Source organism: Bacillus sp. JAS24-2, from assembly GCF_008274905.1.
GTDB lineage: Bacteria > Bacillota > Bacilli > Bacillales > Bacillaceae_G > Bacillus_A > Bacillus_A cereus.
Window position 1 is genome coordinate 2,418,824 of sequence record NZ_CP031068.1, and the last position, 21,294, is coordinate 2,440,117.

Genomic DNA, 21,294 nt, shown 5'->3' on the forward strand with positions numbered 1-21,294 from the left:
GAAAATACAAAAATATAATACATCGAGTTTTAGAGAATTTCAAGAATAAATTAGGAATTATCATAGGGAGGAGTTGGACAAATGAAACTAACTAAACAAGAACAAGCGGTTGCAATAGGTACATTCATTTCAATGTTAGGACAAGATCTTGTAAATGAGCGTTTCGATAAACAAAAGTTAGAAAACGCAATTCCAATCTTTAATGAGTTGGAAGATAACACAACACCAAAGCAAAAGAGAGAAGCAATGATTAGTTTGCTTTGGTAAAACGGTAGATGAATTCTTAAAACAATAGACATAAAAAAAGGAAAAGCAACTCGCTTGGGGGGCGAATTACTTCTCCAGATGGCAATGTTAATTTTATTATAGCAACTTGGACATATTTATGAATATATATTTTGAATTTTCTGCGAAATAATTTAGGAATTACCGTGAGGTGGTGAATATGGCTAGGCAACGAAGCCCGGATCGTGACAAAGCATTTGAAATATATAAAGCAAGTAAAGGAGAGAAGCCATTAATTGATATTGCGGCTGAGTTAAACCTCAAACCTTCGCAAATTAGAAAGTGGAAATCACAAGATAAATGGGACGAACAATTAAAAGGTAACGTTACTATTGCGAAAAGGAGCGTTACCAATGTTAAAAATCCCAAGACAAAAGCCAAGTTAAAAAAGATGCTAGATGATGAAGAGCTGACAGAACAAGAACGGCTCTTTTGTTTGTATTACATGAAGTATTTTAATGGTACACAAGCTGCACTGAAAGCTGGCTATGCAAAGAGTAGCGCGCATGTTACGAGTAGCCGGTTACTGAGAAGAGAACGTGTAGCATCGTATATTCGAGAGATTAAAGGTGAAATGGTTGAGAATATATTTGTAGAAGCGATGGATGTATTGAATGAGTACATCAAAATTGCTTTTGCTGATATTACAAATTACGTAACCTTTGGTCAAAAAGATGTAGAAGTGATGGGACCGTTTGGGCCTGTAAAAGATGAAGATGGAAAGCCAGTCATGAGAACCATTAGTTATGTTGATTTTAATGAATCAGATATGGTTGATGGCTCTATCATTGCGGAAGTGAAAAAAGGCAAAGAAGGCGTTTCTATCAAGCTTGCTGACAAGATGAGAGCACTTGATAAATTGGCGATGTACTTTGATTTAGTGCCTGATAACTTCAAGCGAAAAATTGAAGAAGAACGTCACAAGATGCATATGGAAGTACAGAAAGCGAACATAAAGAAAGCTAATGCTGAAATTGCAAATTTAACTGGTGATGAAGATGATGATAATGCAGAAGCAATTCAAGATTTTTTACAAGCAACTGCTCCTGATTCAGAAAAGATGAAAGAAGTATTTGGTGATGCAGATGGCGAGGATTAAAAAGCGGAAAAACAAATCGTTTAAGTTCCAGCCGTTTTCAAATAAACAATTACAATTATTGTGGTGGTGGCGAGATGGTTCGCCATATAAGAATCATGACATCGTTATTGCAGATGGAGCAATTCGTTCTGGTAAAACAATTTCGATGATCTGTAGTTTCTTGCAATGGTCACAAGAAAAGTTTAAAGGTGAGTCATTTATCATTGCTGGTAAATCAATTGGCTCATTAAAACGTAACGTAATCAACCCAATGATACAAATACTTACAGCATGGGGATGGCGATATGATTATAACCGTTCCGAAAACTATCTGCAAATTGGATGGAATACGTACTACTTGTTTGGAGCTAATAAAGAGAACTCACAGGATACGTTACAAGGTTTAACCGCTGCTGGCTCATTAGCTGATGAAGCTGCTCTATTTCCTAAATCATTTATAGATCAAATGATTGGGCGTTGTTCTGTTGATGGTGCAAAGATATTTATGAACTGTAACCCTGGTTCGCCATATCACTTTGTAAAAACAGAGCTTATCGATAAGAAAAAAGAGAAGTTAGTTTGCCATTTAAAATTCACAATGGATGACAACTTATCTCTTCCTGAAAAAGTGAAAGACCGCTTTAAACGTATGTTTAGTGGTGTGTTCTATCAACGCTATATATTAGGTTTATGGGTAATGGCGGAAGGTTTAATATATAGTATGTTTAATGAAGATGAACATGTTGTACCGTCGCATCCAAGAAAATACGAACAGTACTATATATCCTGCGATTACGGTACACAAAACCCTATGGCTTTTGGTTTATGGGGCTTATGTGGTGGCATTTGGTATAAGGTGAAAGAATACCATCATGACGCTCGTAAGAAGAATTTACAAAAGTCAGATGAACAATATTATGCTGATTTAGTTGAGTTTGCAAACGGTCTAACCAAGTGTATTATCGTAGACCCATCGGCAAGCTCATTTATTATTTTATTGAAACAAAAAGGTTGGAAAGTAAAAAAAGCAAAGAACGATGTATTAGATGGAATACGAAATGTAGCAACTGCATTAACAACGGAATTAATTAAATTCTGCGATTGTTGCAAAGAAACGCTGCGTGAGTTCTCTTCTTACGTATGGGATGAGAAGGCAATGGAGCGCGGTGAAGACAAACCGATTAAGCAGAATGACCATCAAATGGATAGTGATCGTTACTTTGTGAATACCGTAATTATGTCTAATAACAAAGCAAAAGCTGTTAAGTCAATTTATTAAGAAGGTGAGACGATGTTTGAACACTATATCCCATTACTGGATGAAAACAATGGGGAGCCTACACCCAAGCTGCTCAAAAAGATTATTGATGAATTTGAACCGTTAAAACAACGCATGATTAACAGGTACGAGCGATACAAAGCAAGTGAGAAAGGTGTACCTATCTTTACTCGTGAGTTTAAAGGTGATGGGAATAAGGATAAGGTTAACAACAAGCTGAACAATGACTTCTTCTCTGAAATTATTGATACAAAGATAGGGTATATGTTTGGATTACCTGTTTCATATAGCTTAGATCATGAAGATGAGGAAGTATTAAAACGTATCCAAGATTTCTTAAAGGCAAATCATACTGAAGATGCTGATGCGGAAACAGGAAAGTTTGCTTCTATTTGTGGGTATGGGGCAAGACTGCTTTACCATGATAAGGATGGTGAGGAAAAGGTTATGAATATCAAACCTTATGAAGCTATATTCCTTACTAATTCAAGCATTGCTGAGCCTAAATACGCTATCCGCTGCTATCCAATCAAAGTAATTAACGGTGATGACTTTAAAGATGGATATAAAGTTGAATTTTACAATGGTACGCAAATCATTGAGTACACTGGTGAAGATTTAGATAAGCTGAAAGAAACAAATCGAATCACTAATTTATACAAAGGTGTACCACTTATCGGATTTCCTAACAATGAAGAATTGCAGGGGGATGTTGATAAAGCTATTGCGCTTATTGAAGGGTACGACAGAGCACTTTCTGATGTGAACAGTGAAATTGAGCAGTTCCGCTTGGCTTATATGATTTTTAAAGGTGTTGATATAGATGATGATACTATCGAGAAGTTAAAGCAAACTGGAGCTCTTGATGTAGGTGAGAATGGCGAGGCTACATTTTTAACTAAGGATCTTAATGACAACATCTTGGAACACCATCTAGATAGATTAGAAAAGAATATATGCCGTTTTACAAAGCATGTTAATCTTTCTGATGAATCATTCGGTGGTAACCTCACTGGGGTTGCGATTCGCTACAAACTTTTATCGTTAGAAACGAAATCCGGTACATTAGAAATGAAATTCACTAAGTCGCTGCGACAACAGTTTAAGTTACTATTCGACGCTTGGAATTTACGCTCAAATAAAGAAGAATTAGATTACCTTTGCATGACGTTTCAATTTACTCGTAACCTTCCAGCGAACTTATCTGACGAAGCAGATGTTCAGTCTAAATTACAAGGTTTAATAAGCGAAGAAACACGATTATCTATGTTATCTGTTATTCCTGATCCGAAGGCAGAATTAAAAAAGATGAAGGAAGAAGAGGTTGATTCTATCGATTTAGACACTGTACATAAAGGCGGTGAAAACGATGGAATGGGACAAGAGGCAGAAACACCTCCAAAAGATAGAGGACGAGCTGGAAAAGGCGATTCTCTATATGTATAAAGATGCTTTGGAAGAAGTCAGAGGAATACTGGCTTTTTATTATGCCAAATATGCGGTAAATGAGCAGTTAAGTATGCAGAAAATGCTTCGATTTAATCGATACAAGAACCTGCAAAGTGAACTACAGCAAGTTATTAATGAAATAACTTATGAGAAAAAGAAAACTCTCAATGAAACACTCTCCACTCAATATGGGGAGTCTTTTTATTATACGAGTTATCTTATCGAAAAAGAGGTTGGTGTATCTCTTTCATATGGGCTAATTGACCCAAACGTCATTAAACGTGCGGTACAAATGCCAATCGATAAAATGACGCTCAATCAAAGATTAAGTATACATCGAGCACAGATAATTAGCCGAATACGTAAAGAACTATCCATTGGCCTTAGAAAAGGTAAAGGGTATGCGGTAATGGCTAATCGTATTAAGCCTATTCTTGATAGTGATGCGAAGAAAGCACAAATGGTTGCTTGGACAGAAAGTGCTAGGGTGCAAAACTTAGGTACTTATGACAGTGCATCTCATGCTTTTGACGAAGGTGTATCAATGGAGAAAATTTGGATTTCTACATTAGATAAACGTACAAGGCCAACGCATCAAGCTGCAGATCATCAGAAGGTACCGTTTAAAGGATTATTTAAAGTCGGTGGTTATAGTTGTGAATATCCACACGACAGCAATTTACCTGCTAAAGAGGTTGTACGCTGCCGCTGTACTTTTATTACCGAAGTAGCGGAAGTTAGCCCATTTATTGAGAGGAGGGCTAGAAACCCGACAACAGGCAGGAATGAAGTTATTACAGCAGTTAGTTATGAAGAGTGGAAAGACTCTCTCAAATAAAAATAAAACACTTGAGGGCTTATAGATTACGAACTAAACAGGGCGTATTCATAGGAACTCAAAGGAGGAAAAATGATGACACAATATTTAGTTAAAGATTTGCCAGTAAAGTTTGTTAAAGAAACAATAAAAGCGCCATTACGCTTGAAAGGTATGCAGTTCTTCTCTGATCCTAATACACCACCACCAGCAGAAGATACACCACCGACCGAACAAACGCCACCTGCAGATGATAAAGAGGAGGTGCCAATTGATGGACAGAAAGAGCCGAAATTAGATGATGCAACAAAAACATTTATTGAGAAAATGGTGCAATCAGCAGAAGATAGAGTTCGTTCGAAATATTCGAAAGAACTTAATGCAACCAAGAAGGAACTAGAAAACTACAAAACCGCTTCTATGACCGCTCAAGAAAAAGCTGAGTATGAGATGAAGCAACTTCAGGAACAGCTAGAAGAGCGGGAAAGAATACTTCATCAGAAAGAAATGCAAAGTGCGGCAGCAGATGGATTATCAACGATTGGATTAGATCTTAAGTTTGTAGATTTTGTTATCGGTTCAGATGTAGAGGATACTAAATCTAGAGTATCAAAATTTAATGATTTGTTCTCTTCGGCGTTAGAAGCAAAAGTAGTCGAAAGATTTAAAGCTGCTGGCCGAGAAATTCATGTTAGTGGCGGAACTGGGACTGGATTTACAAGAGAACAAGTAAATTCAATGAGTCAGGATGAAATTAATGCGAACTGGGCACAAATTCAGAAAGATATGCGCAGTTGGGGTAAGTAATAATAGAAAAGTTAAGTAGTATAATTAAAAAAATTATAAAACGAACAAACGAGATTGCTATTTTAGTGGTCTCTTTTGTTATGGGAAAACATTAAGGAGGAATTAATATATGTCAGTAGCAACTTTTATTCCAACAATTTGGGAAGCTCGTTTAATGGCGAATTTCCACAAGCGTTCAATCGCGGATTTAATCACAACAAAACCAGCTAAAATTGAAGGTAACAAAATTATTTTTAACCGTGTCGGTGCAGTAAATGTAAAAGACTATTCTGGTTCTGTTGAATGGGATGACACAAACCCTTCTAAAGTAGAAATCAATATGGATCAGAAAAAGTATTTTGCGTTCAAAGTAGATGATGTAGATGCTGTTCAAGCTGCTGGAGATTTAATTGATCCACATACACAAGAGGCAGGTTCAGTACTTCAAGAAACTGTCGATACATTTACATTAGGACTTTACACAGGTGCTCATAAGGATAATGTAATCGGTACAGATTCCGCAGCAATTGAATTATCACCTAAGAATGCATACGACTACATTGTTGATCTCAATACAAAGTTAAACGTGAAAAAGGTACCTAAAACTGAACGTTTCACAATCATCAATTCTCAAGTTCTTGGATTACTATCTAAAGATGACCGTTTTACAAAGCAACCTGTCATTTTAGAAAACGGGGTTGTAGAAGGACAAATAATCAACGGTTCGCAAATTGTTGTATCTGAAGAGATTCACAATACATCCGGTAAATATAAAATTCTTGCTCTTCATAAGTCAGGTATCGGTCATGGTAAACAGTTAAATGAAACAGAAGCGCAACGCCTTCAAAATTCATTTGCAGATGGAGTTCGTGGTCTTATGGTTTATGGGGCTGGTGTGCTTCGCCCAGAAGCGTTAGCAGTACTTACAGCTACAATCGCACCAACTACACCACCACCAGCAGGAGGAAAGGCTTAAGCCTTTCCTCTTTCTTCTTGAAAGGAGAGATAATATGCCTTGGTTTTTAAATACAGACACAGATGTCACCTGGGAAGTAACGGATGCAGATCACGTAAAACGTTGTAAGAATGACCCTGTATATGAAGAAGTAGACGAACCGAAACAAGAAACGGTTAAGAAGAAAAGACAAACACCTGCAAAGTCGAGTGAGTAAATGGATATGAAAGCAGAAATTCTAAAACGTGTAAAATTGCAAGTGCCTAATATAAGTGATGAAAACTTGTTAATAAGCATCGAAGATACAATATTAATGGTTGCTGAGTACACGAATAGAACTATTCTACAATTCCCTCCTGCTTATCCTGGTATCATCGCAAAGATGGTAGTTTATGAGTATAAGGAGCAGGAAAGAGAAGGGAAGAAAAGCGAGTCATTAGGAAACTACTCTGTTACTTATGATGACGTGGGAGATTATCCAGCAAGCGTCACGAAGGGGCTGAAAGTGAGGTTACGTGTTCGATGATTCAGTCAATGATACGCAAGTTTGGAAAAGATGCTACAGTACTTCGCAACGCTGGTTCTGATGATGGACCATATCCAGCAGAAGAATGGAAAGAAATCAATACTGTTAAAGGTGTATTGGATGCTATCCAAGGGACAAAGGATGCTCGCAATAAAAAAATAGAAGAGAAAAGCACACATTTCTTTTACTGCATGCTTTTCGACGTAATTATTCAAGATAGATTAGTTATTGATAAGAAGATATACAGCGTTACCTATCCTGGTGATCCGATGAATGCAGGGAGATTTTTTCAAATAGAATTGGAGATGTTGCCTTATGAGCATGAAATTCCAATCGAATAGGGCTGCTGTTATGGCGAGACATTTGGCTGCAAAGAAAGCAGCTCATACTGCTATTGGTCAATTTGTATCCTCTAAAGCTAAATTACTTGCTGCTGTAGACACTGGCAATCTAAGAAGAAGCATTAGTTCTAAAGCAGAGCAAGAAAAAGTTGTTATCGGTACTTCTGCTGATCATGGAATTTATGTTGAGAAAGGAACAGGGATTTATGCTGTAGACGGTGATGGGCGTAAAACTCCTTGGATGTACCGTGACCCTAAAACAGGGAAGATGGTTAAAACTCAAGGGCAACATGCACAGCCTTTTCTTAGACCAGCAGCAGAGAGCAATAAACCGCAAATTACACAAGTTGGCACGCGAACCTATTCGTCGTTAATGAGGTAGATAGCATGAATGACTTTATAAATATATTACACAGTAAATTAAAACAGATTCATAAAGAAACGTATTATGAAATCGCTAAAACAACGGCTGAAATGCCTTATCTGGTATTCACGGTAAATGATGACAAAGAACCATGGGGACGAAAGAATATCATGCTTACAATTGATATTTACGGCACTTCCGCTCATCTTAGTAAAATAGATGAACTGATTATGAAGCTAGAAAACAATCTTCATAGAAAAAGGTTAAGCAGTGCTGAATTTGGTGCTGCTATTTCTTATCTTTCGAGTCAGAAAGTACCTGATCCAGACCCGAATATCAGACGTAAAGAAGTGCGGTTCATTTTAAGAACTTATTTTAAACAATAGAAAGGGTTGATTATATGGCAGCTCCACAACCAAAACCAGAGAATGTCCTATTCGGAGATTGGGGTGCATTCTTCTTTAATTATGGAGAAAAAGACGAACTACCTGTAGGTGCTACACAAGGCGGTGGCTCATTTAAATACGAACCAGAGTTTAAAGAAATTGAATATGATGGTTCTCCTGGTGACACTATGGGGATGAAACGTATTACAAAATCAAAAACTCAAATTAGTTTTAAGACACTTGAATTTTTGGATAAAGAAAAAATCAAAAACTTTATTGCTGGTTTAAAAGTATCAGAAGAGACTGTTACAAAAGACGGGAAAACAATTAAGTACGACGTGATCGAAGCTACAGAACGTCTAACAAAAGATAGCTATCTTAAAAACGTAGCATGGGTTGGCGAAACTTTAGGTGGAGATATCGTTGAAATTATCGTATATAACGCATTATCTGACGGTTCATTAGAGCTAGGATTTGAAAACGAAAGTGAAGTTGTTCCAGAAGTGACATTCACAGGACATCGTGATCCAGAAAACATTCGAAAAGTACCATGGAAAAAACGTATTTTAACAGCAACAGAAGCAGCTAAATTAATACCAGCAGGTTAAAGAGCAGGGATAATCCCTGCTCTTTTTATTTTAAGGAGGAATAAATATGACTATTGCAATTCAAGAAAAAGAATATAAAGTGAGACACATTCATGGTGGAGATTTATTTTCTGTAGTTCGTATTTTGAAGAAATCGAAATTCAAGGTTGATATTAATTTACTTAAAGATTTAATGATGGGCGTACGAAATAAAGAAGGAGCAACTCAAGCTGATGTATTAGCTGCACAAGAGACTTTCGGGTATGACATTATCATGAAGTTTATCTTCGGATTAGAAGAAGTAGAACAGGAATTTTTTGAGTTTGTAGCCGGACTTTTAGTTCATGAAGATGAAGGTGGCAAAAAAACATCACCAGGTTGGGAAACGATTCGAACTTTAAATCTAGAAGAGTTGGTTCGATTATTTATTGCAATTAAAGATTCAGAAGTTGGGCTGGTTAAGCTTTTTTCCAATGCGGTGAACTTGATGAAATAGACTTCATCGATACGTTAGCTTCTCGCTATCCAAATATGGAGTATATAAGGAGTTTGGATGCAGAGATAGTTATTAACTTGTATCTCACCGCAAAGAAGAAACAGATGGACCGCATGTTATGGGAGGAATGGTGTGCCCTACAACCGTACTGCGATGAAACATTTCCTCAATTTAAACATAAGCGCGAAAATCCAACGCAAGAACAGGTAAAACAATACAACGATTCAATCGAACAAACACCGAAGCAGAAACTTACAAAAGAAGAAGTGTTTGCTCGAGTTGCAAAAATCCGCGGAAAGGCGGGTGAATAAATGGAACTATTTCGTATGTTTGGTTCAATATTCTTGCGTGATGATGAATTACGAGGTGGATTAAACCGAGCAGAACAGCACGGTCAACGAACTACAGGGATTTTAAATAGAGGTTTTAGTAGCGTCGGTAGAATGGCTGGTTCAATGGGGGCAGCTGTCGGGACTTCCGCTATAGCTATTGGTGGTATGGCAGGTATGGCATTAGGGGCAGGAGCCGCACTTGTTGGTATTGTTTCCGCAGGTGCTAACTTTGAACAAATCATGTCAAAAGTAGCAGCTGTTTCCGGTGCTTCCGGAAGTGAAATGAAGCAATTGGAAGCTCAAGCTAAAGAATTAGGTGCAACAACTCAATTCTCTGCTACACAAGCTGGGGAAGGGATGATGTACCTTGCGCAAGCTGGTTTTAAAACTGGCGATATTATGAAAGCAATGCCTGGCATGTTAGATTTAGCCGCGGCAGGTGCACTTGATTTAGGTACAGCAGCAGATATAGCGTCTAATATCATGAGTGGTTTTGGATTGTCAGCTGATAAAGCGACCCATACAGCAGATGTATTAGCGTTGGCTGCTTCTAACTCAAATACAAATGTAACACAAATGGGCGAAGCGATGAAATATGCTGCTGGAACTGCCCATACTGTCGGTTTCAGTATGGAAGAAACATCAGCGGCAATTATGGCGATGGCAAATAGTGGTTTGCAAGGATCAGTTGCAGGACAAGCTTTCGCTACATCTTTAGGGCGTTTAGCTAAACCGACAAAAGAAATGCGAAAAGTTATGGATGAGTTGAATTTATCTTTCTTTGATCAGCAAGGTAAAATTAAACCTTTACCAACGATTATAAAAGAATTAGAAGATAAAACAGGTAGTATGACAAACCAACAAAAATCAGCTACATTAACAACGTTATTTGGTGCAGAAGCATATAAAAACTGGGCAGCTTTAATGCAAGAAGGTAGCGAGAAATTAGAGAAAAATACAAAAGCATTAGAAAAAGCTGATGGTGCAGCTGCGAAAATGGCTAAAACTATGAATGACAATCTAAAAGGAAAGTGGATTGAATTCACATCTGCGCTAGAAGGTTTAGCTATAACGATTTTTACACTTATCGCTCCTGCATTAGCTGCTATTGTCCTTGGATTAACTCAGGTGGTTCGGTGGGTTGACGGTACAATTAAAAGATTTGTAGATTTAAACAATTATATAGGTAATATCCAGTTAATAACCAAAGCAATTCAAGATTTTTGGCTCGCAGCTTCTGGTGATAGAAATGCCATGGTTGAGGGATATGACATTCTTACTAAACTTGGTTTCTCTGCTAATTCAATTCAGTTTATACAAGAAACTACAGCGGCAGTGCAGTATGGTGTAGAAACTATGAAAGCCCTCGTATCTGGCGATTGGGGAGCTGCTAGTAATTTCTTAGATAAGTTAGGTTTTTCGCCTGAGAAAAAGGCTGACATTATTATGTTCGTTCAGGATGTACATGCCCAATTAAGTAGTTTTATAGAAAATGTACAATCTCTAATCTCAGCTGCTGCTCCTGTAATTATGGGAATAATCGGGGCTACTTGGGATTTTATTAAAGGTGTATTCAATACAATAGCTCCTTACTTAATGCCTTTATTAACAGATGTGATGTCATTTGTGAACGGGATTATAGAAAAGATTGCAGCATTTTGGAAAGAAAACGGGGATCAGATTGTCCAAGCTGTAAAAAATGCATTTGATCTTATAAAGGGCATTATTGAATTTGTAATGCCTGTTGTTCTATTCATCATTGAAGATGTATGGGGAAACATAAAAGGCGTTATAAATGGGGCCTTAGATATCATCTTAGGGACAATTAAACTATTTTCTTCCTTGCTGACTGGTGATTGGACCGGCGTATGGGATGCCATTAAACAGATTTTATCAGGAGCATGGGAATTCATTTGGAATTTCATTCAAATATGGGGAGTTGGAAAGGTACTTGGCATCATTGGCAAAATAGGCAGCAAAATGAAGGGACTGTTTGGAGAAGCTTGGGAAGGTGTAAAGAAAGTATTTTCTGATATGTTCGAGGGTATTTTTAAAAGCTCAGGTGACACCCTTACAGTGATAAAAGAAGTATTCGGAAAAGTGAAAGATGCAATCGCAACCCCATTTAAAAATGCTTGGGAAGGTGTTATGGAGTGGATTGATAAAATCAGAAAAGGCGTTTCGAATATGTTTAGCGGTGTGCATATACCTGTTCCGAAAATCAGTGTGAACGGTTCGTTAAACCCTGTTAATTGGGCGAGCGAAGGCCTACCATCTTTCGATGTTAAATGGGCTGCAAATGGCGCGTTAATTAAACCTGGGAATCCTACATTAATTGGGGTTAAAACTAGCCCGGCTGTTGAGAAATCAGCAGCATAAAACATTGGGTGAATTCATGGAAACCTAAGTTTATGTAAACGAATCATAAATATGGCAATCATGAGCCAAGCCTGTACGGAAACGTCAGGAAGGTGCAACGACTAGATAAAGTAAGCTAAGTAATTAAGGCGATCAAAAAATGGTCTTTTTTATATGCCAAAATATCCACGAGCGCCCAACACCCTAACGTAAAGTCGAGGGTGATGATATAGTCTGATACCTAAAGTTTTTCCATCGAGTGTCGGTTATATATGATATGATGATAATATAAATAACTCGGTGGTGAATTTTATGTTATATAAAGACAAGAAATGGTTTTGTGAACAAGTAAATCAAGGTAAAACTGTTAATATCGTCGCAGAAACATTGGGTGTTTCAAAAAAGACTATTAACAATTGGGAAAAAATACATGGGGTAAAACTAAAACGAGAAAAAAGAAAGTATCAAAGCAGTTGTGACGAAACATTTTTTAACAATATTGATACAGAAGAGAAGGCGTATATTTTAGGATTTATAGTAGCTGATGGTTGTATTGGCACTAGTGGTAAAACAGGTAAAGGAAAATATGTGGATATCACAGTGAAAACTGTTGATATCGATATATTAGAGAAAATAAAAAAATCCACTAGACTTCTTTCTAATATAAAAGATAAAAAGAATGGAGAACAAAAAAGAATTTACCTAACTTCTACTAAACTATGTGACCGATTGGAAAAATATGGAGTTGTAAAAAATAAGACTCGAACTGTTTTTTTACCTACGTTTAAAAAATCTGAAATGTATCGTCATTTCTTTAGAGGGTTATTTGATGGAGATGGATACATTGGGGAAAGACAATTCGTTTTAGCAACTGGTAGCGAACGTTTAGTTGAAGATTTAATATCTTTTACGAGAGAACAATTTAGTTTAACTCCTAATATAAAGACAGATAAAAGTGGTAAAAACTACTTAGTTACTTTCAGTAAAAAAGATAAAAGTTTTATAAATTACATGTATGATAATTCTCAGATTTACCTTGATAGAAAATTTGACACTTACAACCGTTATTGGATTTAAATAAACATAGCGAAAGCTTAGGAGTTAAGGATAAAGAGCCTTAATATAACAAATGTGGTGATGCGCGAGGATATGATGAAACAGTTCTTCCTTTACGTAAACAAACATTCGATGCGATTGCCAATGGAATAATGGGATCATTACCATTAGCACAACAAGTAGGAGCGCGACAATATGCATCACAAGGTCCAACTGTTTTACAAATTAATTTAAACGGAAGAGAAATAGCGAAGGAAATTTACTCAGATGTCAATGAATTTCAAGAACGCGAGAAAGAAAGACTCAAAGTATTTTAGGTAGGTGATGATATGGCGGGAATTAGCTTCTTTAGTTTTAACGGGAAAAGGAATCCAAATGTAATTCCACTGCAGGGTAAAAAGCGCCCTGCATGGGCTCCTTTGGATCGTATGTTTCTTGAAGTCTCGCATTATCCAGGAGGTAGGTTACTACGCACACAAACTAAAATGAGAAAGATTTTAGTTCCTATTGCACTATTATATGATTCAGCTGAAGAAGCTGAAAAACTAAAAGAAGAAATAGCAGATTGGCTCGTTACGGATCAACCGTGCGAGCTTATTTTTGATGATGAAAAAGATCGTACGTTTTTAGCTGTCGTAGATGAAACTTTAGATTTAGACCAGTTAGTTGGTCTAGGTGAAGGTACTTTAACTTTCATTTGTCCAATGCCATATAAGTTAGGAAAAGAGCAAACGGTTGACTTTAAAAAAGATGTTAGTGGGTTAGTTGCTAATGTCCAAAATAAAGGAACTGTTCATTCTAACCCTATCATTGAGATTGATATTACGAAACCAAATACTTTTTTAGACGTATGGTTCGGCGAGACATCTTTAAATGATCGGGATTATTTTCGTATCGGAATGCCGTTAAAAACTGTGGAAACACCTGTAGAAAGAAATCAAAGGCTTATATGGGATGAAATGGCTACCACTGTAGGATGGAGTAAGGTCAGCTCGATGGAAGATGGTGAACCGGTGGGTGAAATGAAATCAGATAAATACCAATTCTATTGTTCTGATTTTGGTACTTCGGGTAAAGGTTGGCACGGCGCAGCTGTTAAAAAGAGTATCCCTGGCGGTCCAGTACAAGACTTTATTATGCAAGCCTACGTTACATGTAAGAGTAATAAAATCAATGAAATGGGACGAGTTGAGATAGCGATACTGGATGAAAATAGCAAGGTACTTTCAAAAATTGCTATGAACGATCTCTTTTGGCAAGCTGAACAAAATTTCGGGACAATGGTAATTGGATATGACAATAAGCCAGGGAAAACAGGTTTAATTTATGAGAGTGGCGATTATCCGAATACATGGAATCAGTACTTTGGTCGATTGTGGATAGCTAGGACAGGAAATGTATGGGAAGCGTATATTTCAAAATTCCTTCCAGGTACAGAAAAAGATGATTCAGAACGATTTGCACGTTGGACGGATGAAAAAAACTATCATATGGAAAAAGCAGCACAAATTCAGATTAGCATCATGCAGTTTCAAGACGTTCCACCAGTAGAAGCGATGTCAGTTAGTGATTTGAAGTTTTGGAAAGTGAATTTAAATACGAAAAATACACCGCCTTATATAGTAGATGTTGGTGATAAAGTCGTAATCGACACAGAAAATAGTCATGTAACAATTGAAGGAAAGAATGCGATTAACATTAAGGACATTTTCAGTAATTTCCCTGTTATCAATAGAGGCACTAATAAACTTGAGATTATGCCTTCTGATATCGGAACAGCAAGGGTCAAATACAGGGAGCGATTCAGATGAGAACACCAAGCGGAATTTTGCATGTCGTGGATTTTAAAACAGATCAAATCATATCAGCTATTCAACCGAAAGACTATTGGGATGATATTCGTCACTGGGAACTTAAAAATAATATAGACACATTAGAATTTAAAGTATTTGACGGAACGCCTCACGCCATTTCTTTGCAACAACAGAATTTAATTGTAAAAGAGGTTCGTGATGGCCTAATGGTTCCATACGTGATCAACAATGAAGTGGAAAAAGACTCTAACGATCGGTCGATTACAGTTCATGCATCTGGTGCGTGGGTACAAATAGCGAAAGACGGTTATATTATGCCGCAACGTATAGAAGGTAAAACCGTTAATGAGTTTATCGATATGGCTCTCGTAGGGATGAAATGGAAGCGTGGAATAACAGAGTACGCTGGATTCCACACGATGACAATTGACGAAATTATAGATCCTCTTACATTCTTGAAGAAAATCGCTTCGTTATTTGATTTAGAAATTCAATATCGTGTGGAAGTCGTGGGGTCACAAATTACTGGTTGGTACGTTGATATGATAAAGGAACGTGGTAGGGAAACCGGTAAGGAAGTAGTTTTAGGCAAGGACTTAGTTGGTGTAAGGCGAATCGAACATTCCCGAGACGTTTGTACAGCTCTAGTAGGTTTCGTTAAAGGAGAAGGCGATAACATTATTACGATAGAGAAAATTAATAACGGCCTTCCTTATATTACAGATAGTGATGCATTCCAGTGTTGGAATGAAAGTGGGAAACATAAATTCGGATTCTACACACCGGAAACAGAAGACCAGAATATGTCTCCTGAGCGACTTATGACTTTGATGAAAACAGAGTTTAAAAAGCGTGTAAATACATCTGTTTCTTATGAAGTAGAAGCTGCATCTATAGGGCGTGTATTTGGATTGGCGCATGAATTGATTAATGAGGGCGACACAATCCGAATTAAAGATACAGATTTCACACCTAAGCTATACCTTGAAGCACGGACTATCGCCGGTGATGAATCCTTTACTGATCCTAAACAGGATAAATACGTATTTGGTGATTATCGTGAAATTGTTGATTCGAATGAAGAATTAAGGAAGTTATACAATAAAATTCTTGGTTCTTTAGGAAATAAGGCTAATAAGGAACTGTTAGAACAACTAGAAAAGTTGGTGGAAGAGAATGAAAAAACAATCGAAACTATACGAGAAGAGTCTAAAGCAGTTAAAGAGTTAGCTGAAAAAGTCCAGGAAAATTTAAAAAATAATACGGTAAATATTATTGAAGCTAAAAATCCACCGATCGATAACCTTATAGTAGGTAAGACGTTATGGCGAGATATTAGTAACGGTAAACCTGGTATTTTAAAAGTATGGAACGGGAAAGATTGGGAGCTTCTTATTCCTGATGTGGAGTCAGTTAAGAAAGATACACTGGAGCAGGTTAATAAGGATATTCAGTCCACAAAAGAAGAATTAGATAAAAAAGTAGAAGAAGTCCAAAAAGAGACAAATGGACAATTCAAGGAAATAACAGAAAATCTTCAGGAAGTTTCTCTAACTATTAAAAATATAGAAAACTCTCAAGATGAAATTGACAAAACTGTCTCTGAAATGAAACAGACCAACGAAGGTTTTATCAAATCTATTGAAACTTTAACAAAAAAAGACGGTGAAATCACTGAAAAATTAAATACAGTGGTAGAGACTGCTGAAGGTACGAAAATGACAATCTCTGAGGTGCAGCAAACAACTAATAATCTAAAGAAAACCACAACTGAAATTACAGAAAAAGCTGGCCAGATTAGTGAGAAGTTGGAGAGCGTAGAAAAGAAAGTTAATAACGATAAAGCTGGAGGTCGTAATCTGTTATTAGATTCAAATACTAAATACGAAAAAACAGATTATCTAATCAATCCATATTCTCTAACTGAAAATTTTGTTGCAGGTGAGGAATATACTTTTGTAATTAAAGGAAGTGTCCCACAAGGCCAACAATTTGGAATTTGGCAGAATGGTGGTTCAAATAATGTTGGATATGCAACAAGTGTCTATGCTAACGGAATAACTTATGTAACTTTCAAAGCTGTTGCAACTACAAGCGGGAATGAACGAAGATTAAATTTATATAATTATCCAAATAATGCTACAAAGGCAACTGTAGAATGGGTTGCTTTATATAAAGGTAATAAGCCACAGGATTGGACACCAGCTCCAGAAAATCAAGTAACGAATGATGAATTCACTAAAAAAACAACCGAGATTGAAAAAAATGTGAATGGTATTAAAGAAAATATTAAAACGGTAGAAAAAACACAACTCGATTTTAGCGAGCGTGTGACTACTGTAGAGAAAACAGCGGACGGTATTAAAGAAAAAGTTACTAGTTTACAAGAGATACAAACTAAACAAGGTACGCAGTTACAGGAGGCTAAAGCAGGTTGGGAAACTACTGCAAAAGCTTTGGAAGGAAAAGTTGAAATAAAAGATGTTGAAGAGTATGTTGGTGGAATCGGTAATCAAACTGTATTACGGAATGTTCTTTGGAAGAATGATACAAAATATTGGATTCTTCAATCAGGCACAACAAGAGATACAACCGTTTTATATAAGGGTTGTAATACACTTCGTACAATCTCCACGGGAAATACAGCAGACGTATACAGAGGTGCTTCACATGAAGTTATAAATGCCGGACCTGGTTGGAATTACGTTTTTTCTGCATACTTTTATACAGATAATAAGTCTAGCATTGATAATGGTGCGAAAATGGAGCTGAAATGTTTAGATGCAAATGGAAATGTATTAAAGCAATACGGACAAGAGATTACGTTAACACAAGGAATGTGGGTAAGATATCATGTGTTTGGTCTACTTGTAGAAGGAACGAAAGAAGTACAAGTACAATACTGGCTGCGTAGAAATGGAAGACTGTGGACAGCGCAACCTATGTTGCAGATCGGCGATAAACCTTCTTCATTTATGGAGAACCCCGTTGATATTGTAGATAAAGATAAAATCATGGAAGAAGTGGCCGATAAGATAGCAACTGAAGATTACACTAAAAAAGTAACTGAATTAGAAAGAAGTATTAGTGCTACTGAAAAAGGCGTTTCAATCATCTCTGGAAAACAAGAAACGTTTATAAATGAGACTTATAATGCCTATGTAAAGAAAACGGAATCTAGGTTAGAAGTGTTAGATGAAGGGATCTTAGCACAAATTTTAAAAGACGGTATCATTACTTCTATCAATATGTCACCTGGTAAGATTACAATCGACGCTGAGAAACTGAATATTAATGCCGATACAATGGTCAAATGGTTAACAGCAAAAGGCATTGACACAAATCTTATTAGAATTGATGGTGATAAGATAACCATTGATAAAGATGGTGTAACTGTTAAAATGCTAGATTTCCTATTCCAAGACGAATGGGGTACAAAAACAACTGCGGTATCAAGACGAAACCTAATAGCTGATCCAGACTTTTCTAGTGTTACAAAGAAAAACATTGGCAATTCAGATTATTATGGGTTTGAAGGTGGATACGGTCTTACTTGGAAGTCCTGGGGAAATGTCGTAATAGAAAAGAATACACATATATTCGATTACGAGCAAATGGTGAATGCTGCAAGGGTAGATATGTATAACTATCCAGAAGCAATCGTGAATAACGGTATACATCCTGGTAACGAATATACAGCATCCGCACACTTTAGAACTGCCATGATAAATGGCGTGCGAAAGACAGGAAAACCGAGAATACACGTGTGTTGCGTTAAATTCCGAGACAACGTTAGTTACGACATATTGAGTGAACAAAAGATGGACTTCCCTGAGCCGTCTACATTTTACGGAGAAATCAGAAGGTATTCTTTTACTTTCAAAGTCCCGACAAACTATATTCCACAAGAACACGCATTGATTATTAAAGTTTGTTCTGGAAATGCTGACATGAGACAAGGGACAGCGATTTGTGTAAGTGGTGTAACGTTATACAGTGGCAAATATGCATCTATGTATAATTGGGATCGTGCTGCAGCAGAAAGAGCAGATGGTATTCAGCCGTTTAACGCACTTGCTGTAGGTGGTGTGAATAATAATATATCTCCAGCACCAGACGGACAAACGTTTGATATAAGTACTGAAAAAGAAGTGAAAATCTTTAGGAATATACGAGCAATGCAGGGAATTAACTTAGGTGGTGGTGGATTCCAACAATGGGGGCATATTCGTTTTACAGACGGAAATGCTGGAGCGGGTTTTTATGTGAGTACTCCAAGTGGTTGGAAATTTAACGCACTTGGATAGAGAGGAAGGATTGGACATGGACATTAACTATATGATGCCTTTTCAGGAAGGCGAAATGCTTCCTTATATGGGAAGAATAGTAGATGTAAAACGAACAGAAACAGGAGTTTTTATACAAGTACCTGCTGACATGTTAGATAATGCAGGGATTGCCAACGATACAAGTAAAGTTGAGGTATGGAGGGACATGGCTGACGGGACTATTGGTTTTAGAGTTTTAACGAAATGTGAGTTATGTGGTTGTGGAGCCAAATTATATGAATTGAACTTAGGAGTTGCTAAAAGGCGCATTTGTGCAAATGATTATTTTAAACTTACAGGTGAATATCCTCCACAAGAACCGCCAACATCAACTAATGAAAATAACACACAAACAGAGCAGGAGCAGCCATAAGCTGTTTTTTATTTTGCACAAAATACGGCTTTTGTTTTGGAATTTCTGCGATGCATTCACCATAAGTAAGGTTGTCTCATATTATGTAAAGATTGCTTTATTAAGATTTTAAAAGGATGTGAATACAGTGGAAGATGTATATGTAAAAATCGACAGTTTAAAAGCAGAACAAAAAGAAATTATGCGAGATATTCGTAGTTTAGAAACTCGCACAACAATTAATGAGAAAGACATTGCTACAATTCATAAGCAATTAGAAAAGATTAGCATGAATACAACTTGGATTTTACGAATTATTATTAGCGCAATTACTATGTCAGTCTTGGGTTTAATACTAAAAGGGATGATTTAATATCCTAAAATAAAAGTACTTATTGAGAGAGGGACAAGCGTCTCTCTTTTTTATTATAAATAAGGAGATGGAAAGATGGATCGTATTGATATATTAATGAAAGTATTTATAGCTACATTTGGAGGCTTTTGTGGGTATTTTTTGGGAGGATGGGATGCAACATTGAAAATCTTAGTAACGATGGCAGTTATTGATTATCTAACTGGCATGATTGCAGCAGGATATAACGGAGAATTAAAAAGTAAAGTTGGTTTTAAAGGCATCGCCAAAAAGGTGATGCTTTTTCTTTTAGTTGGAGCAGCAGCTCAATTAGATGCAGCGCTAGGAAGTAACAGTGCCATTCGTGAAGCAACAATTTTCTTCTTCATGGGTAATGAATTACTTTCACTTTTAGAAAACGCTGGACGAATGGGGATTCCACTTCCACAAGCTTTAACAAATGCAGTGGAGATTTTAGGCGGAAAACAAAAACAAGAAAGTAGAAAAGGAGATGTTAAGTAATGGGACATATTATCGATATTTCAAAATGGAATGGGGACATTAACTGGCCTATAGCAAAGCAATACATTGATTTCATCATCGCTCGTGTACAAGATGGTTCAAATTATGTAGATCCACTGTATAAAGGATATGTACAAGCCATGAAGCAACATGTTATTCCTTTTGGTAACTATGCATTCTGTCGTTTCGTTTCTGAAAATGATGCACGTATAGAAGCACGGGACTTTTGGAACCGCGGAGACAAGAGCGCAACAGTCTGGGTTGCTGATGTAGAAGTAAAAACAATGGATGATATGAGAACAGGAACACAAGCTTTTATTGATGAATTACGACGATTAGGTGCTCAGAAAGTTGGTTTATATGTAGGCCATCACATGTATGCTCCGTTCGGAATGGCAAATGTAAAGGCTGACTTTGTATGGATTCCTCGTTATGGTGGGAAGAAACCTGATTATCCATGCGATATTTGGCAATACACAGAAACAGGAAATGTACCTGGCATTGGAAAGTGTGATTTGAACCAATTAATTGGCAGCAAGCCATTATCTTGGTTCACAGAAAAACAACAACAAGAACAAACTGTTTCTAATGGTGGCTATCAATACGTTAAATCTGGTGGATTTGGCGTTTCATTAGTTCCAGAAGTATTAAATGCCATGAATGAGCGTGGAATTAAAGGAAAGGTTATATCTGATCCTTTTACTGGCGTAGCTTACCTGGAAACGGAAGTATTACCTAATACTGAATTAGATAAAATCACTTGGTGGATGGATAATCGACCAGGTGGAAAATGGTTTTACGAGTATTTTAAGAAATAAAACAAAAGAATAG

General features: G+C 36.9%; 22 protein-coding genes and 2 pseudogenes. All 24 read left to right on the plus strand.

All coding sequences use genetic code 11. The annotated features are described in order from the left end of the window. Positions 1-81 precede the first annotated feature (81 nt). The 24 genes and pseudogenes from DN407_RS12515 to DN407_RS12625 all read left to right on the plus strand — a co-directional run bounded on the left by DN407_RS12515 (position 82) and on the right by DN407_RS12625 (position 21,281). Positions 82-295: pseudogene (locus DN407_RS12515) on the plus strand (hypothetical protein). A gap of 150 nt (positions 296-445) precedes the next feature. Next, the gene (locus tag DN407_RS12520; RefSeq protein WP_149216315.1) at positions 446-1,384 is read left to right on the plus strand and encodes a terminase small subunit; all 939 of its coding nucleotides are present in this window, start codon (positions 446-448) and stop codon (positions 1,382-1,384) included. After that, the gene (locus DN407_RS12525) at positions 1,371-2,642 is read left to right on the plus strand and encodes a PBSX family phage terminase large subunit (RefSeq protein WP_149216316.1); all 1,272 of its coding nucleotides are present in this window, start codon (positions 1,371-1,373) and stop codon (positions 2,640-2,642) included. Before DN407_RS12520 ends, DN407_RS12525 begins: the two co-directional genes overlap by 14 nt. Before the next feature lie 12 nt (positions 2,643-2,654). Further along, a complete protein-coding gene (locus DN407_RS12530; RefSeq protein WP_149216317.1) occupies positions 2,655-4,088 on the plus strand; it encodes a phage portal protein in 1,434 nt (477 codons plus the stop codon). A 73-nt stretch (positions 4,089-4,161) separates the two neighbouring features. Next, positions 4,162-4,929, plus strand: coding sequence for a phage minor head protein (locus DN407_RS12535; RefSeq protein WP_149216754.1), 768 nt, complete (start codon positions 4,162-4,164; stop codon positions 4,927-4,929). A gap of 72 nt (positions 4,930-5,001) precedes the next feature. After that, positions 5,002-5,715 (plus strand): DUF4355 domain-containing protein, encoded by a 714-nt coding sequence (locus DN407_RS12540; protein ID WP_149216318.1) that lies wholly within the window; start codon positions 5,002-5,004, stop codon positions 5,713-5,715. 109 nt (positions 5,716-5,824) lie between these two features. Then, positions 5,825-6,670 (plus strand): phage major capsid protein, encoded by an 846-nt coding sequence (locus DN407_RS12545; protein WP_149216319.1) that lies wholly within the window; start codon positions 5,825-5,827, stop codon positions 6,668-6,670. Positions 6,671-6,704: 34 nt separating this feature from the next. Beyond that, entirely contained in the window at positions 6,705-6,866 is a 162-nt protein-coding gene (locus DN407_RS31625; RefSeq protein ID WP_176536121.1) for a hypothetical protein, read from the plus strand. Beyond that, a complete protein-coding gene (locus tag DN407_RS12550; protein WP_149216320.1) occupies positions 6,867-7,175 on the plus strand; it encodes a head-tail connector protein in 309 nt (102 codons plus the stop codon). After that, a complete protein-coding gene (locus DN407_RS12555) occupies positions 7,172-7,516 on the plus strand; it encodes a head-tail adaptor protein (protein WP_149216321.1) in 345 nt (114 codons plus the stop codon). The genes DN407_RS12550 and DN407_RS12555 overlap by 4 nt, the downstream gene beginning before the upstream one ends. Then, positions 7,491-7,898: an HK97-gp10 family putative phage morphogenesis protein gene (locus tag DN407_RS12560; protein WP_000061895.1), complete on the plus strand. Its 408-nt coding sequence runs from the start codon at positions 7,491-7,493 to the stop codon at positions 7,896-7,898. Before DN407_RS12555 ends, DN407_RS12560 begins: the two co-directional genes overlap by 26 nt. Positions 7,899-7,903: 5 nt before the next feature. Further along, the gene (locus DN407_RS12565) at positions 7,904-8,266 is read left to right on the plus strand and encodes a hypothetical protein (protein ID WP_149216322.1); all 363 of its coding nucleotides are present in this window, start codon (positions 7,904-7,906) and stop codon (positions 8,264-8,266) included. Positions 8,267-8,280: 14 nt separating this feature from the next. Beyond that, positions 8,281-8,874: a hypothetical protein gene (locus DN407_RS12570; RefSeq protein WP_000729988.1), complete on the plus strand. Its 594-nt coding sequence runs from the start codon at positions 8,281-8,283 to the stop codon at positions 8,872-8,874. A 46-nt stretch (positions 8,875-8,920) separates the two neighbouring features. Continuing rightward, positions 8,921-9,349, plus strand: a complete 429-nt coding sequence (locus DN407_RS12575; RefSeq protein ID WP_149216323.1) for a hypothetical protein — start codon at positions 8,921-8,923, stop codon at positions 9,347-9,349. 53 nt (positions 9,350-9,402) lie between these two features. Continuing rightward, complete coding sequence (locus DN407_RS12580; protein ID WP_033667315.1) at positions 9,403-9,660, plus strand: hypothetical protein; 258 nt, start codon at positions 9,403-9,405, stop codon at positions 9,658-9,660. Next, complete coding sequence (locus tag DN407_RS12585) at positions 9,661-12,060, plus strand: phage tail tape measure protein (protein ID WP_240678671.1); 2,400 nt, start codon at positions 9,661-9,663, stop codon at positions 12,058-12,060. Positions 12,061-12,351: 291 nt separating this feature from the next. Further along, complete coding sequence (locus DN407_RS12590; RefSeq protein ID WP_149216324.1) at positions 12,352-13,116, plus strand: LAGLIDADG family homing endonuclease; 765 nt, start codon at positions 12,352-12,354, stop codon at positions 13,114-13,116. 56 nt (positions 13,117-13,172) lie between these two features. Then, a pseudogene (locus DN407_RS12595) lies at positions 13,173-13,412 on the plus strand (hypothetical protein); the annotation flags it as partial. Positions 13,413-13,424: 12 nt separating this feature from the next. After that, positions 13,425-14,906, plus strand: coding sequence for a distal tail protein Dit (locus DN407_RS12600; RefSeq protein WP_149216325.1), 1,482 nt, complete (start codon positions 13,425-13,427; stop codon positions 14,904-14,906). Further along, positions 14,903-19,216 (plus strand): phage tail spike protein, encoded by a 4,314-nt coding sequence (locus DN407_RS12605; RefSeq protein WP_149216326.1) that lies wholly within the window; start codon positions 14,903-14,905, stop codon positions 19,214-19,216. The genes DN407_RS12600 and DN407_RS12605 overlap by 4 nt, the downstream gene beginning before the upstream one ends. 16 nt (positions 19,217-19,232) lie before the next feature. After that, entirely contained in the window at positions 19,233-19,610 is a 378-nt protein-coding gene (locus DN407_RS12610) for a hypothetical protein (RefSeq protein WP_000354139.1), read from the plus strand. A 127-nt stretch (positions 19,611-19,737) separates the two neighbouring features. Further along, positions 19,738-19,962 carry a hemolysin XhlA family protein gene (locus DN407_RS12615; RefSeq protein ID WP_149216327.1) on the plus strand — a complete coding sequence of 75 codons (225 nt, stop codon included), beginning with the start codon at positions 19,738-19,740 and terminating at the stop codon, positions 19,960-19,962. Positions 19,963-20,037: 75 nt separating this feature from the next. Continuing rightward, on the plus strand, positions 20,038-20,463 hold the full coding sequence (locus tag DN407_RS12620) for a phage holin family protein (RefSeq protein WP_098281123.1): 426 nt from the start codon (positions 20,038-20,040) through the stop codon (positions 20,461-20,463). Further along, positions 20,463-21,281: a GH25 family lysozyme gene (locus DN407_RS12625; RefSeq protein ID WP_149216328.1), complete on the plus strand. Its 819-nt coding sequence runs from the start codon at positions 20,463-20,465 to the stop codon at positions 21,279-21,281. Before DN407_RS12620 ends, DN407_RS12625 begins: the two co-directional genes overlap by 1 nt. The last annotated feature ends 13 nt before the right edge of the window (positions 21,282-21,294 follow it).